The sequence below is a fragment of the Aerosakkonema sp. BLCC-F183 genome (assembly GCF_041929145.1).
Classification (GTDB): domain Bacteria; phylum Cyanobacteriota; class Cyanobacteriia; order Cyanobacteriales; family Aerosakkonemataceae; genus Aerosakkonema.
This window is the reverse complement of sequence record NZ_JBHFNU010000065.1, coordinates 20,969-34,240: the sequence shown is the minus strand read 5'-3', so window position 1 is coordinate 34,240 and position 13,272 is coordinate 20,969. Positions and strand designations below refer to the sequence as shown.

Annotated in this window: 12 protein-coding genes and 1 pseudogene; 10 read left to right on the top strand and 3 right to left on the bottom strand. The window is 43.2% G+C overall.

Translation table 11 applies throughout. The features are described from left to right. Nucleotides 1-296: 296 nt before the first annotated feature. The 10 genes from ACE1CD_RS19145 (at nucleotide 297) to ACE1CD_RS19100 (ending at nucleotide 6,878) form a co-directional block, all read left to right on the top strand. A complete protein-coding gene (locus ACE1CD_RS19145) occupies nucleotides 297-578 on the top strand; it encodes a helix-turn-helix domain-containing protein (RefSeq protein WP_374794802.1) in 282 nt (93 codons plus the stop codon). Between the two features lie 132 nt (nucleotides 579-710). Continuing rightward, nucleotides 711-1,004, top strand: coding sequence for a hypothetical protein (locus tag ACE1CD_RS19140; RefSeq protein ID WP_374794801.1), 294 nt, complete (start codon nucleotides 711-713; stop codon nucleotides 1,002-1,004). After that, on the top strand, nucleotides 949-1,605 hold the full coding sequence (locus tag ACE1CD_RS19135; RefSeq protein WP_374794800.1) for a hypothetical protein: 657 nt from the start codon (nucleotides 949-951) through the stop codon (nucleotides 1,603-1,605). The genes ACE1CD_RS19140 and ACE1CD_RS19135 overlap by 56 nt, the downstream gene beginning before the upstream one ends. Nucleotides 1,606-1,984: 379 nt before the next feature. Continuing rightward, the gene (locus ACE1CD_RS19130) at nucleotides 1,985-2,659 is read left to right on the top strand and encodes a hypothetical protein (RefSeq protein ID WP_374794799.1); all 675 of its coding nucleotides are present in this window, start codon (nucleotides 1,985-1,987) and stop codon (nucleotides 2,657-2,659) included. A gap of 391 nt (nucleotides 2,660-3,050) precedes the next feature. Further along, entirely contained in the window at nucleotides 3,051-3,365 is a 315-nt protein-coding gene (locus tag ACE1CD_RS19125; protein WP_374794798.1) for a hypothetical protein, read from the top strand. 108 nt (nucleotides 3,366-3,473) lie between these two features. Further along, nucleotides 3,474-3,812: a hypothetical protein gene (locus ACE1CD_RS19120; protein WP_374794797.1), complete on the top strand. Its 339-nt coding sequence runs from the start codon at nucleotides 3,474-3,476 to the stop codon at nucleotides 3,810-3,812. 152 nt (nucleotides 3,813-3,964) lie between these two features. Then, nucleotides 3,965-4,360: a hypothetical protein gene (locus ACE1CD_RS19115; RefSeq protein ID WP_374794796.1), complete on the top strand. Its 396-nt coding sequence runs from the start codon at nucleotides 3,965-3,967 to the stop codon at nucleotides 4,358-4,360. Between the two features lie 15 nt (nucleotides 4,361-4,375). Further along, the gene (locus ACE1CD_RS19110) at nucleotides 4,376-4,639 is read left to right on the top strand and encodes a hypothetical protein (protein WP_374794795.1); all 264 of its coding nucleotides are present in this window, start codon (nucleotides 4,376-4,378) and stop codon (nucleotides 4,637-4,639) included. Beyond that, nucleotides 4,630-5,652 (top strand): hypothetical protein, encoded by a 1,023-nt coding sequence (locus ACE1CD_RS19105; RefSeq protein ID WP_374794794.1) that lies wholly within the window; start codon nucleotides 4,630-4,632, stop codon nucleotides 5,650-5,652. Before ACE1CD_RS19110 ends, ACE1CD_RS19105 begins: the two co-directional genes overlap by 10 nt. Before the next feature lie 113 nt (nucleotides 5,653-5,765). Beyond that, a complete protein-coding gene (locus tag ACE1CD_RS19100) occupies nucleotides 5,766-6,878 on the top strand; it encodes a hypothetical protein (RefSeq protein ID WP_374794793.1) in 1,113 nt (370 codons plus the stop codon). A gap of 21 nt (nucleotides 6,879-6,899) precedes the next feature. On the opposite strand, the pseudogene ACE1CD_RS19095 reads toward ACE1CD_RS19100, so the two are convergent. From ACE1CD_RS19095 to ACE1CD_RS19085, 3 genes and pseudogenes are all read right to left on the bottom strand, one after another. Further along, nucleotides 6,900-7,019 (bottom strand): annotated as a pseudogene (locus ACE1CD_RS19095) (hypothetical protein); the annotation flags it as partial. Nucleotides 7,020-7,138: 119 nt separating this feature from the next. Beyond that, the gene (locus ACE1CD_RS19090; RefSeq protein ID WP_374794792.1) at nucleotides 7,139-9,874 is read right to left on the bottom strand and encodes a pPIWI_RE module domain-containing protein; all 2,736 of its coding nucleotides are present in this window, start codon (nucleotides 9,872-9,874) and stop codon (nucleotides 7,139-7,141) included. 7 nt (nucleotides 9,875-9,881) lie between these two features. Next, the gene (locus ACE1CD_RS19085; protein ID WP_374794791.1) at nucleotides 9,882-13,205 is read right to left on the bottom strand and encodes a hypothetical protein; all 3,324 of its coding nucleotides are present in this window, start codon (nucleotides 13,203-13,205) and stop codon (nucleotides 9,882-9,884) included. Between the last annotated feature and the right edge of the window lie 67 nt (nucleotides 13,206-13,272).

Below are 13,272 nucleotides of genomic sequence, written 5' to 3'. Positions count from 1 at the left end.
CCTATTTGATGGTAAATTGCTTGACTTGTCTCTGGGGGCGAGTTTATTTTTTGAGTAGTCATGCAACCTTTTAAAACCTCACTGTAACATTGCCCTTACGTGGCAACGGTTGCACGTGGGTAGAACTAGAACTGATGTCAAAGCAAGTAACACGCGAGTTCATCTCAAGAGTCACATACTCCCTCACTTTATTAGCGAACCAAGCTTTGTGCTTTACTTGAGTAGTGACTTGCCTGTACTAGCACTTTTTTAGCTAAATTAATTGTACATAGTACATATTATTTAGGCAAGTCGCTATGAACGCAGTTGTATTGGTTGACGCTATTAAAATGGAGCCACTTGAGTTTTTACAGGAGTGGGATATTACTCGTGAGGAAATGGCTGAGCTACTTGACGTGAGTATAGATTCAGTTAATTCATGGCTGGCAGGAAGGCGATCGCCACAAGGTTCAATCAAGCGATTGCTGGCAGAGATACATCATCGCTGGGACAGATACTACCAGGACGAGCAGGACAACTCCCCTACTAGACAGTTGTACATCCGCAGACCAAGAAAGCGCCCCAAACCCGAAGACTAATTGTACATTGTACAAATAAACCACTTGACTCGCCCCCAGAGGCGAGTTTATTTTTTGAGTAGTGATGCAACCTTATAAAACGTCGCGGCAACATCGCCGTTACGTGGTAACGGTTGCACGCAGGTAACACTCATGGCAAAGCGAGTAACACGCGAGTACATCTCAAGACTAGAAGCAGCAAAGTTTTTTGGAGTCAGTCGCCAAACCATCTGGCGGGATTGTGATGACCTCAACGCCATCACCGGACAGTTCCCACCCCGCAGCAAGTTGAATCGAGAACAATTCAAGTTGTTAGAGCAATTTCGTCAGTGGTGCGATCTCAAATTTAGCCGGGAAGAATTTTTAAGCAAACTAGAGAGGAAATTAAACCATGAAAAAGTCAGACCTCAGAAAAAAGCTGGGGCTACCCAGCAACGCAGCGCTTGAACGCATTGCCAAGAAATTAGGTATCAAGCTGGGACTAACGATCGATTCCCAAGAGGCGATCGCCCAAATTACGGAAGTCGTTCGTTTAACCCAAACACAACCAATAGGCGAAGACGAAGCGATCGCAGAAGTTTTGGACAAGGCAGAACCTCGCGAACCGCAGCAATCTCAGGCAGAACAGGCAGCATGGCAAGCAACTCAAGCAGCAGCCCTAACTGAAGAACAGCGGGAACTCCAAATGGTAGTCCCAGCCGCTATCGAGAAAGCAATTCGTCTCGAAGAGATGACCAACTATTTAGCCGCAGCCGCCCGCAGTTCACCTCAAGTACAGGAATCAGAACGAGTGCAAAAAGCACGAGCATTTTTACAGGAATCCCTCAACCATCGCCCCGGTCAGCAACGAGGTGAGGTTAATGGATATAAACATTTAGATGAAAAGCTGGCAGATGTTGCCAAAGCACTGTCTGCTGGCAACGGTGCAGCTGTAGCAGCCTTGACCGGAAGCACGCTTTTATATCTCACTGGGGGAGAGGGGAACCCAAAGTCCGAGGGAAAGCCTGCCCCTTTTGCTGTCCCCAGTGTGCCAAATCAACGGAAATAACCGCAGCAATAGCACGCCTAACCGCTCAACAGCAACAAACCTTTGAGGCGATCGAAGAAATGAAGAAACTCGCCTATGCGATCGCAAACACCCTAACTCAATCCCCCGGTGAAGACGAAACACCCTCTTGGGACTGGCAAACGCTGATGTTAGGCATGAGACCCTGTTAACCAAACAATCAACCACAACAATAGCCACTCCTAAGCTGGCTTTTAAACGTCAATAGCCAAATTGCTTGCCACCATTGCATTTCTTCATTTTGAATTTTGCATTTTGAATTTTGAATTGGTCTACTGGATGTCTCTACCGACAAAACCAAGCTTAAAACCCATACTAACTCCACAAGACAACTGACTCCTTTCACCCAAATTCTAACTTTATGGCCACACTTAAAAACCTCAAAGAACAATTCAAACTTCCTGCTCTTACCCCGTTGAAAGAACTTCTCAAAGTAGCAGAACGCCCGCTCCCAGGTACTTCCTCAGAATCATTGCCAGATGCCGATACCGAATTACTATGTTTGGCTGTTCCTTACTGGCAGCAAACCAAAAACTATGCCCAAGCCATCAAACAGGCACGGCTAGAACTTGCCAAACGACTCAGCTTCCAGGCTGAAAGTAACGGCAACGGACACGCTAAATCTAACACCGAACTGCAATTAGAGCAGCTATCCCAAAAAGCTGCTGCTGCCGCAGAAATGGCAGCAGTTGCACGCGATCGTATGGGAATGGAAGCTGTTAGTTCTAGCGCTCATCAAGCTGCCGTTAAAGATGAATCTCTTTTTTGGGTATTGCGTGGTGCATTGAGAGCTACCGAGCAAGTCCAAAATGACCCGATTGTTGAAAAAAGCCGTGAGTTTTATTACGGCGTTACAACTCAACAATCTAACAACTCTCTCTGGATTGACCAACTAGAAAATGTGTTGGAGCAAGCTACTTTTTTTCAGATGCAGAGCGCGAAAGGTTACGAGGGATATTTGCCCGATCGCGCCGACGACTCCAACTCAAACAAATCGCCAGAGCATCAAGCTGCTGGGGAAAAAGAAGAGGAATAACACCGCCATCTACAGCCTTAGAATCGGCCAGTGATCTTAATGCCAAAAAGCCAACCAAAGGTGAAAAAATTTTACTTAAGCTAACACCATTAATGTTGTTAGGAATTACTGTCGGTTTGGCTTTTGTGGTGATTATAAGTTTCCAGGTAACAGTTCATATCCGTCAAACATTCCAAGAACGCTCGAATTTACCGTAAGCTTTTTTGCATTCAAAATGTCCAATTAAAAATTCAATAGATTGGATTTTGAATTCTGCATTTTGAATTTTGAATTGATTTGGCACTCGCTCCCAGTAAAAATTTAGGAGATTTTTAATTATGACAAAATTACCAGCTAAATCGCTAGCTGGAGGACGTAATCTCACTGCTGCAACAGCTAGGGAGGAACAGCAATGAATCCTCTAAGTGATTACGTCACCCACAACGAGGTTCGGGAGCGTTTAGAAGCCCGATATGGTGCAAATCTTGAGAAATTACCTCGACAAGATAAATGGTATTTACTCACTGTCATCAGCGGTACTTTGAGCTATCGAGAAAGAGTACCAAGCGATCGCTACACCTTGGATAGCTGTCTGCGTGATTTTGAGTTGCATAACGAGGTTGGAGAGGATAGCCGCTACTGTTTGGAGTTACTTGAGGGGTTGAGCGATCGCAACCTTCTGGCTTTGTGCGAAGCACTCATCACCTACTTACGCTATGGAGGCTAGCAGCAATGCTTGATACAACTCTCCACAGCAACCAGAAATAAGGACTGCTACTCCTTAGTTGTTAACAGCTAGAGGAGTGAAACCAAAAACTTACTTGAGATAGGAACAATGAACTTAGACAAATACAAACAGTCAACTCCCGATACGCTGAATATTCCCATATCAACAGATGCTAACGGCTTTTTAGCATCCCGCGAACTTTATTATCGCGAACAGTATGGGGCATCAAGTCAGCCAGCACCTTCTTCATATAGCAACTTGAACAATCCCGCAATTATTTTACTGGCAATTATTTGCCTAATATTAGGGGGATTCATTACCGCTAAAATTTTTGACTGGCACAATGAATCTGTAGCGGCTGAATTAGCGAAAACTAAGACAGAACTAGCGCTTGAGAAATCTAAAAAACAAGCGTTTAAAGAATGCGTAACTCGCTATCTGGAGTAGCAACTTAATTCAAGCCGTTCTTGGTTATTGGCAATTGGTAACTCATCTTCTAAACAATTACCCTATTACCGATTGCCAACGAATTACTTTTTGATACTTAGCACCTTCTGTCTTCTGACTTGTTAAAACAAAAATTTACCGGAGAAAATGACGTGGCGAAAATGATTCAAAATCAACTTAAAGAAGCCATTGACGATGTGAAGACTCAACGGCTAGAACTGCAACTACAAATTGAACAGGTGGGATTGCGGCAGGATTTTGTGAAGCTAGAACGAGCCGAAGCTAAACTACAGATCGAACAAATGGGATTACAAAATGACAATATCAAAATTCAGCAAGCTGAAATTACTAATGCACTTGATACTGTGAAGCTAGGAAGTATGCAAGATAAGCTCGGTTTTGATGAAGCTTCTAGAGTATTACAGCAGCAAGAATACGCTGCCCAACTCCAACTTAAAACTATCAATATCGAAAACTTATTTGAAGACGTGCGCCATGAGCGGGTGATGCTCTATGGCGGAGGTGGAAGTTCAGCCTATTTACCCTGAAAGGAACGCTGCTAAATGTTTGAAAAACCTCGCTTACCTTTTTTTTACCGTCCACTACAATTTTTATGCTTTGCAGGATTAGGAGCATTTTATTCATCTATTATCCTTAAAGCTATTACACCTCTTGATGAACTTTGGGGAGGGATTGTATTAGCTCTCGCCATGATTGTGGCTATCTCAACTTTCTGCTATTGGGCAGCAAGAGAAGAATGGGAAAAGCATTGCCAATTCTGTGCTTTAGCTCTTGTAATTGGAGGATTAATCGGTACATGGCTCTAATCGAAAAACCTAAAGAAAAAGGCTGGCTCAAGTTTCCAGAAATGCCGGAACTGGAAATTGTGTGGGAAAACCCACCGCTATCAACAACGCAAAAGAAAGGAGTATTGATTGGCTTTTTTGCTGCTGGTTTGGTAACAATGGGCAGTATTTACTACCAGCAACCTTGGCTAAAAACTCTACGCCCATTTATCGTATTAAGTGGAACCATTGCTGGGTTCAAACTGCTATCTGACATGACAACTCCATCTAAACTCGAGCAGGAAAAAAAGCGTTTGGAAGAAGAAAAACGGGGCTGGAGAGATAACCAATTGAAAGAGCAGCAGCGGATGATAGATGAGGCAATGGAACAATTGCGTTTTCATCGTCAGCGTGTTGACCAATATGAGGAGCAATGCCGCCGGAGAGATGCTGAATTTACTGAACGGTTGAGATTATTTGAGGAACGTTGCCGAAAACGGGAAGAGAATTTAAAGCAGAGAGAGGATATTGTATCCCAAAGGGAAAAAGACGTTTCTGCTATTGCTGATGCCAAAATAGCTAAGGCTACTGAAAACTTCAAAAAACAGGCTGAATTGATGAAAGCTGATTTTGAAAATCAGTTTGATATGATGAAATCTGGTTTAGAAAGCCAAATCGCTCTCAGGGAGCAAAAAATTCAAAGACTCGAACAGCAATTATATGAGGCTAATTATCCCATTCCACCCAAGGGTGAGAGAAGTATTGACCAACGGTGTAAGCTGATTCAGCGCGTTTTTTGGAGAGAAGGGATAGTGTTAGATTGTAATAGAGAGGAACCCATGTGCGACTTGGAGCGAGAAATATTCTTGCTCTATCCCAAAGACCCGAAATTCTACTATCCAGTTTGTCATTCTAAGGAAAAGGATAAGTTTATCTCTCAGATTGAGGGCTTATTTAACAATTCAGGCAGTATCTCAATTGAGCATAAAGATGCCGCCATCCGCATTATTTACAATCCCAAGGGTGAGTCATTGGCTGAAAAAGAAAAAAAGTAGCAGCCCAACGGAAGGCTTTTGAAAAGTCTTTAATAAGGGTTGAGGCTACCGTTGGGAAAAACTTAGGTTACTTTTTAATAGGTGAACCGGGTTCGGCTAAAACAACCGGGGGTTTGTATGTAGCTCAAAGTATTATCGAGCAGGAACTAACTGAAAAGGCTATAAATGATTTAATCGACCCTCACGGTGCTATGATGATTGCCCTGGATAAGCATCACTCAAAAAACTGGGATGATGCTGGGGTTTTAGTCATCGATGAACCCATTGCTATCTACGAACAATTCAAATTGCTGAGGGAAGAATACAACAGTCGGAAACCAGGCACAAAGGTTAATCGGTTGATTATATTCTTTGATGAAATTGCTGAAACTTTAGATGAGATTAAGGCAATTTTGGATGAGGAGAAAAGGGGGAAGGGGAAAGAGGCTGTTGAGTTTATCATCAACACTTATCGTGCTTTTGGTACTGGCGGTCGAAAGAAATACATAAATTTTATTGGGATGAATCATTCTTTTAATGTGAAAGCGCTGGGAATTGATGGATTTTACCGCAATTGCTTTGTCTCTCTTTTGTTTAACGATGCAGCGCGTCATTACGTTCAAACCAATAACAAGCAGATGGCTGATAGTAAGAGGAAAGACCTTTATCAGTGGGCTTGTGAGGTCATGGATAACCGTTATATTTGTTTGGCTACTGGGGCAATTGGTGATAAGAAGATGCGCCATCCGACTCACCATGAATACCCGGAAGTTAAAGATGGAAATCCGCCGCTTAACTTGCAGCCAATTAAACAGTTACCTCTGACTATTAAGTTAGTTCCAGGTTTGAGGAATAATGGGAGAAATCGAGGAGTGTATTTGAACGGTTCGAGTATCCGACCAGTGGATAGTGGAACGGATAGCACGAGAGTGGATAGTGAGGCGGATACTGGAATGGATAGTAATCCCCACAAGGCTTTCAGCAGTTCGCCGATACCTGATTACGCCCCAATAGACCCTGCTGTATCTGACGCTATTGGAGCGGATAGTCAAGCAGATAATATTGGGAAATCAGTAGTTGACGATGCTAGCAGGCTTGAGCAGATTCACGAATTTTGGGCTAGTGGGAAATTTGCCCTTTCGGTGATTTTACCATCTGTTTGGCGCGATATTAAAGGTGTTGAAAAGATGGGGTCAAGAGCTTGGAGAAAAGCTAGGGCTGAGTACAAACGATTAACTGGAAGATAGTCAAATTTAGCAAATAAATATTTAAGTCCAAGTAGCACTTGTTGACACACCTAGCCTATAGAGTGTTGGACAGCTAATTTTCAGTATCCGGCTTACTTTACTGATTGATACTCCACTCCCGATCAGATCAAGAGCGCGTACACGTAGATCTTCACGCTTACGCGATCGCCATAACGTGCATCTCCTTTAAGCTGTGCTGAGCGTATTGTAAGTTGTAACTACACCAGCACGCAGCGCTATAAAAGTAAACTTCTCAAGGGTTAAAATAGTCTCAATTGCTCTATGGAAGATGAAATAACTTCATCTTCTGCCTCATTGTCGTCAAACTCTATTTCTAAATCTTCACTGTTCTCTTCGCTTTCAGTTTCCAAGCGTGTAATGTAGTCTCGAAAGTGCGTAGCCTGATGCAGAGGTTGAGGAAAAGCAGTCGTTATTTCTAGATCTAGGAAAGGAGAAGATTCACGCAGACGATGAACAGCTACTGACCAGTCAACGAAGTTATCACCTGGTTGCAAGCAAAGCCATTGAATTTCTAAAACAGATTGGTTCCAGCCAGGTTTTGTCATCCGATCGCGTTTGCGGGATGCAGTTGGGCGTTTGGCGGACTGGGGAGAACGTCCAATAGAGAATACAGCAGTACTGAAATCTGGGTTATGGTATAGCCCAGAATAACGGTTGAAATTAGATAAAGGACATAAATCACTGACTAGATTATTAGATGAGTAGCGAAGCCTCGCAACTCTTATCTGGCTCAAACCCTTCATAGGAAGTAAGTTTGTATGCCAGTCATTTTGGGTAGGGTTGCCCGGTGTCTGACATAAGTCAGGCAAATCCTTACGAATGTTTTGATCGTCAAACATCAGTAGCGTAGGCCGCTTGATTGGATAGTCTCGAAAAACGCATTCTATGAAGTTAAGGATCTGATCGCTATCGTACTTCAGGGAATGGTGGCGCTCAAGATTAGCGATTTGTAGCAATGCCTCATTGTAAGGTAACCGGATAGGTCCGTGTTCGCTAGGTAAATAAACTTCTACCTGACTGCATAGATAGTCACCATCGAGCAGAATTACAATTGGAAGATTGACATTATCTTCCTTAAAGTTACGCGCATTGAGACGAATAATGTAGATTCCTAAAATGTCTAATCGATCGGGCAATTGGGTGTTGTAGAGTCCCGTATAAAATGGGATTCCCAAAGGAAAATTAAGTTGTCGTAATAAATCTAGTGTTGTGTTCAAGCACTTTTTGTGAAGTCCAATTTCGGTAATCTGTTCGTTGGGGGCGAAGAACTGTAAAAGTGTCCCATTGTAAGCATAACCCCAACGAATGCCAGGTTTAGGATCTTTGAGGCGTTCCTTACTTTTAACTTTACGGTAGTCCAACAATTCGACAATAATGCCGTGCTTAGTATTAGTCAAAGGAGATGACTTCTTGAGATCGGCTTCAATCCGACTGGCACGACTTTGGTTAGCAGCAGCAGCTATACCTTTACTGTACTTATTCTGTAGATATAAAGAAGCAATGTGTTCCTCTGGTAAAGAGTCTAAAGAAATGTTGACTCGGTAGCATTGTCCAAGTTGATTGGTAAAATCCCAAGAGCGTTCATCAACTTGAGTGAGCTTCCCTTTCGTTTTTTTGCTACTCAAAATTTCCCGTAAAGCATTCACAAAAATTTCTTTCTGAGTGCAAGCAATCTGAATGTGATACGTTGATGAAGATGTACTAGGTGGGATAACGAGAGGACGAGTTCTAGATGTTAACCGCTTCTTAGACTGGCGTTTGATATCTATACGATCGATAATGGGAGCCTCTTTGATACCGACAGGCATCATCCTCGAGATCCGCTTAAACAATTCATAGCGGTCAGCCGCTTCAATCCCAGCTTTCACTGCATAGGAACCGAAGGTATTACGATAAACGATTAGTAGTTGAGGGGCAGATGACAGAGGAGCTTGCAAGAATGCTTGAGGTTCAGGAATCTCAATACTGGTAAAGTTGGATAAAATTTTACCCAGCCGTCCCTCCCAATGCAAATCATCGTGCCGAGCTAGTTTGAGCTTGACCAGTGTAGTGTCGGGAGTGGTTGCTGCTACCAAAGGTTCTTCTTTCATCCAATCTACTTCAGTCACAGCCAGGTAAGCACTACTACGCTGCCCCTTGGGAAAACGAATTTTGTGACAATTTTTAGTTATATCCCACTCCACTAGAGGACGGGTAAGATACCGACGAACTCCAGCTTTCATCAGTAGGAGATTGGGCGTTTTGCCATCCGAGGGCGCTAATCTAAGTCGAATATAGAAGCTAACCTTGCCCTGCCAAGCATACTTAGGGTGCTTAAAATCATCTGGATGCCAAGTGACCAACGTAGCTTCGTTAGTATCGGGGTCAGCAACATAGACCAAATTCCATAAGGATTCATGTCCCTTGCTGTCATGCAAACCTAGCCGAAATTTTTGAGTCGTGAGCCAACGGGCTACCAGATGCGGTAGTAGGGATTGCAAGATATTAATAGGAGCGCTGTTGAGGTCAAGAGGTTGCCATTTAAGACTATCCAATGCTGGTTGCATATCCTTGGCAAGCTTTTGGGCAACTGGATGTTCGTAATTTTCTCTGAGCCAAGTACGGATTAATCTACCCAGTTGAGAGATAGAAATTAGACCATTACGGTCAGTTGCTGCTAGCCAGTATGGGGGACGTTGATTTGGCTCTCTCCTAAAAGACCCCGGAAAAATATAAGTAATATTAGGGGCACAGCCTTTGATTGCAGCATAGAGACTTCTAATCGGAGGAGTTTCGTCAATATGTGCCAGTGGATTGAGCAAGTCAACCCAAGACGGAGGTAACTCTAAGGTATAAATATTACCAAAAATACTCAAGTCAGCACCGTCAATTATCCACCCTAGTGCTTGCAGTTCGTTAACTGGAGGATATTTTTCTTGTTGCTGCTGACTAGATGAATTGTCTTGATGGTCTTGGCTAAGTTGCTTATTATACATAATTGCCTCAATTAAGCATACGAGTAAGTTGATCGTAGACAGCTCCGTAGAGAATGGAGGCAAGTTCCCGGTCTAATTCTGGTAAGCCCGATTCCACTTGGAAATAAGGAGCTAAAATATCTCTCCAACCCATCAATAAATTACGTTCGGGACTTTCCGGGTAGAAGGCAGCATCGCAGAAGAAGACGTGCATTTCCACATCTCCACGGCAGGCTCGTCCTAACACCTGAGTCAAAGCAACAATTTGATCCCAACAAATTTGCTGCCACTGTTGTGGGTTAAGAGCAGCGGACTCGAAGCCACTGGTTTGGAGTGCCTTGTACCATAAGGCACGGGCTGTTTTCCGAAGTTGCCCGATCGCAGTAGGAGCATTACCTCCATCAAGCAACGGTCTAACTGCATTAGGACTCAGGTAGTTTTCAATTGCCCATTTATTGATAGCTTTGAGATGTCGGCTGACATCGGTAGGATTAGGATAGGGACGAACCAGGAAGTAGATGCTACCCAGAAACGCTGTTTTGGTTACCGGATCGAGAATGTTGTATGCTCGTTGAATCGAAGACAAAGGGGACGCAAGTATATCAACATTATGGTAGGGCAGTTCTTCAACTAAGGAGCGAGATAACAGCCATTCTTCCTCAGCCGTAGAGCGATCGCTCTGCAAGCACTTGATTCGCCCCTTCCACTGATGAAAACTTTGTAAAAAATCACTGATATAGCGGGCTTCGGCATAGCTACCTGTTAAAAGCAAAATACCTCTGGCTCTACCAGCCTCTTTCCAGTGAGCCAGCTCATTCTCCAGGTGAGAGCGTTGGTTGTTTCTATCCAAAGCCAAATAGCGAATTAGGTTAGTGAGAGCTTCATATCGGTTAGAACCAATGCCAGAACCACTAACATGAATTTTATTGCCCTGAACGTCGGGTACAGTCAACACGCTAAAGTGGCTGTTTCGGATCGCATCTTGACGTTTCTGAGATGGTACTAAAACTGCATGAGGGGCAATATTAATGTGAAATGATGGGGACTCTGGTGCCCAGGAAGTAGCGCTAGTTAACAATGTATGTGGGCCATATTGTCCGGTTAAAGGCAAATATAGGTAGGGGAAACCCAGTAGCAGGAAGCGCCCTAAATTTAAGCAATTAAGATGTCGCAATGTACCCTGAACGGGCTGATTAGTGCTAATAGCTGGTTGCTCAATAAATTGATATCCTAGTATATTTCCTAAAGGGGATTCTATACCAATATCAGTAAATTCTTCAGGAGCATTGTTAGCAAATGCTTGTTCCGGCTTAAGTTCAGGAGCATTATTGATCCAGTAGCGAGTGATATCGTTTACCAGCTTATCAACTCCAGTCAAAATAACAGCAAATGCTAACTTTTCCAAAAAAATTCTGGCTGATTCTGTTGCAGGGAGAGGAGAAGGTAGAAAAGGCTCAATCCAATTTTGTAGGGCTAATATTAAACGTTCTCCCTGATTCAAAACGTGACAAACAATCTGCTCAAGTTGAGTAGCTGGGCTTAAAGATGTACCAGCAGAAGGGAACTCACGGTGAAACTTTTTAAAAATGTCTTTAAGAAAAACAAGGTGTTGCTGTAGTTGTTCTTGGGGAATCTGAGGATAAAAGTTTTTTAGCTCAGACAGAATACGATCGTAGGCAACCGTACTATAAATAGGTTTATTAGCCCAATTTTTTAGATGAGGATAATCCAAAATTAAGGAAAATAACTGCTCGCATAATCGATTAGCTTCTTTGGTTGTAAAATTAAGCTCACGAAAGCGTTTATCAGCCAAACTCATTTTTCCACTTCGGTAAGAGAGTTCGGCGAGTTGAAGATTAATGGAGTCAATTAAAGACTTGGGAGTACCACATAGATCGTTGGTGGGAGTAAAATGCTCTTCAATACTCAATTGCACCCGATCTACTTCATCAACAATAACTAAATGACACCAGTGGTAAATTGCTTCAAGTGCGTACATTCGTGTCTGTACCAAGCTGGTTGGCATGGTGGTGAAGAGAAGAGAAGCGGGCGTGGCAACCCAGACTTGAGCAGCGATCAGATCGCGGCTAGACTGATGAACCGGACAGATAGGCATTAGTGGGCAGCTATAGTAGCTAGGAGTTGTTCGATAATCCTTTTGAATTCGTTGAAAGTTTTTTGAAGTTATGAGTCGGCGACAGGGTTCATGACCCGGTGGAATATCACCACTACTATAAGTTGCTAGAGGGCATACACCTGTAAGCCATTTGAGAGCAGGCTGATCAATTTCTGGACTATTTGGATCGAATAAAATACCAGGAGCGAGCTGTTGCCGATGTGCCATTCCGTATTGGCTTTGATGGCTCTCTCGGTCTTTGCCCAAGATGGGAGCAGCAGAGATCCCTATTTGAATGAGTTCGCTGCACAAATCCAAAGCATCTGTAACAGTGTTAGCAATTACAGCAATACGGAAAGTCCGATCTTGCTGACATAAATTAGTGATTAGCAGTGTTAGAAATGTACTCTTACCAGATCCTGTTGGGCCAAGTAGATGAAACAGCCGATTGATTTCGATAATAGAAGGATTACCAGTAGAATTAGGAGAAAGCAAGCGGAAACTATTTTTCAGATTGTCAAACCTTTCTAGCCAGTTTTGCTCTGGAAATTGCTGATGAAGGTATTGAACGGTGTTAGCTAGACTGTCGAGATCGACTTCGATGGTATTAGGAGGAACAGCGGTATTTCTGGCGCGAGGAGTCTCAATTGCTGGAGATTGAGCAAGAATTGTTTTCATTCCAGCGATCGCTTCGTCAGGAATTGTTACACTGACATATTCACTACCATTGTGAAAGAAATACTCCTTACCAGCCTTAGCGAGCCGAACGGTAGGTTCTTTACGATCGGGGATGCGGTGGAGAGCATCACCAATTACTGAAGTGCGTTGAGGCACATAAGGACTGCTGATTCGAGTGTAGCTGCCATCAGGGAAAAGCTTATATCCTCGTACAACTTCAGGTAGGGTTTTGTACCAATCAAGGATATGGTTCCAAGCAGTACGAGTACGAATATAGTTACAGCGGCAACGAACTATTAGGGCCGACTGGATAAATTTAGGGTCGTCATTAAGCTCGGGGGTTACATAACCTGTCAATAAAGACCAAGTATCTGCTAATGGAAACGGAGCCGACTGGAAAGTAGAACTATTAGCAGCAATTAGTTCATGCAAAGCAATAACAAGTTCAACTTCAAATAACTTCTTACATCCCGATTTATCAAGAGCGATGGAAGTATCCACCAGCAGTGCGTGAAGTTCTTCGATAAGGGGTTTTGACCAGTCTGACCAGTTACGCATATCTGAGACATTTGTGAGGATTGCAAGCTGTTAGCATTCAGAGGTTTATCTAATGCAGTTTGAATTT

What these genes read in the sequence shown, in the direction of transcription:
- ACE1CD_RS19135 (WP_374794800.1), top strand. Translation starts at nt 949, where the DNA reads ATGAAAAAGTCAGACCTCAGAAAAAAGCTGGGGCTACCCAGCAACGCA.
- ACE1CD_RS19120 (WP_374794797.1), top strand. Translation starts at nt 3,474, where the DNA reads ATGAACTTAGACAAATACAAACAGTCAACTCCCGATACGCTGAATATT.
- ACE1CD_RS19090 (WP_374794792.1), bottom strand. Translation starts at nt 9,874, where the DNA reads ATGTATAATAAGCAACTTAGCCAAGACCATCAAGACAATTCATCTAGT.
- ACE1CD_RS19105 (WP_374794794.1), top strand. Translation starts at nt 4,630, where the DNA reads ATGGCTCTAATCGAAAAACCTAAAGAAAAAGGCTGGCTCAAGTTTCCA.
- ACE1CD_RS19145 (WP_374794802.1), top strand. Translation starts at nt 297, where the DNA reads ATGAACGCAGTTGTATTGGTTGACGCTATTAAAATGGAGCCACTTGAG.
- ACE1CD_RS19085 (WP_374794791.1), bottom strand. Translation starts at nt 13,205, where the DNA reads ATGCGTAACTGGTCAGACTGGTCAAAACCCCTTATCGAAGAACTTCAC.
- ACE1CD_RS19130 (WP_374794799.1), top strand. Translation starts at nt 1,985, where the DNA reads ATGGCCACACTTAAAAACCTCAAAGAACAATTCAAACTTCCTGCTCTT.
- ACE1CD_RS19125 (WP_374794798.1), top strand. Translation starts at nt 3,051, where the DNA reads ATGAATCCTCTAAGTGATTACGTCACCCACAACGAGGTTCGGGAGCGT.
- ACE1CD_RS19110 (WP_374794795.1), top strand. Translation starts at nt 4,376, where the DNA reads ATGTTTGAAAAACCTCGCTTACCTTTTTTTTACCGTCCACTACAATTT.
- ACE1CD_RS19140 (WP_374794801.1), top strand. Translation starts at nt 711, where the DNA reads ATGGCAAAGCGAGTAACACGCGAGTACATCTCAAGACTAGAAGCAGCA.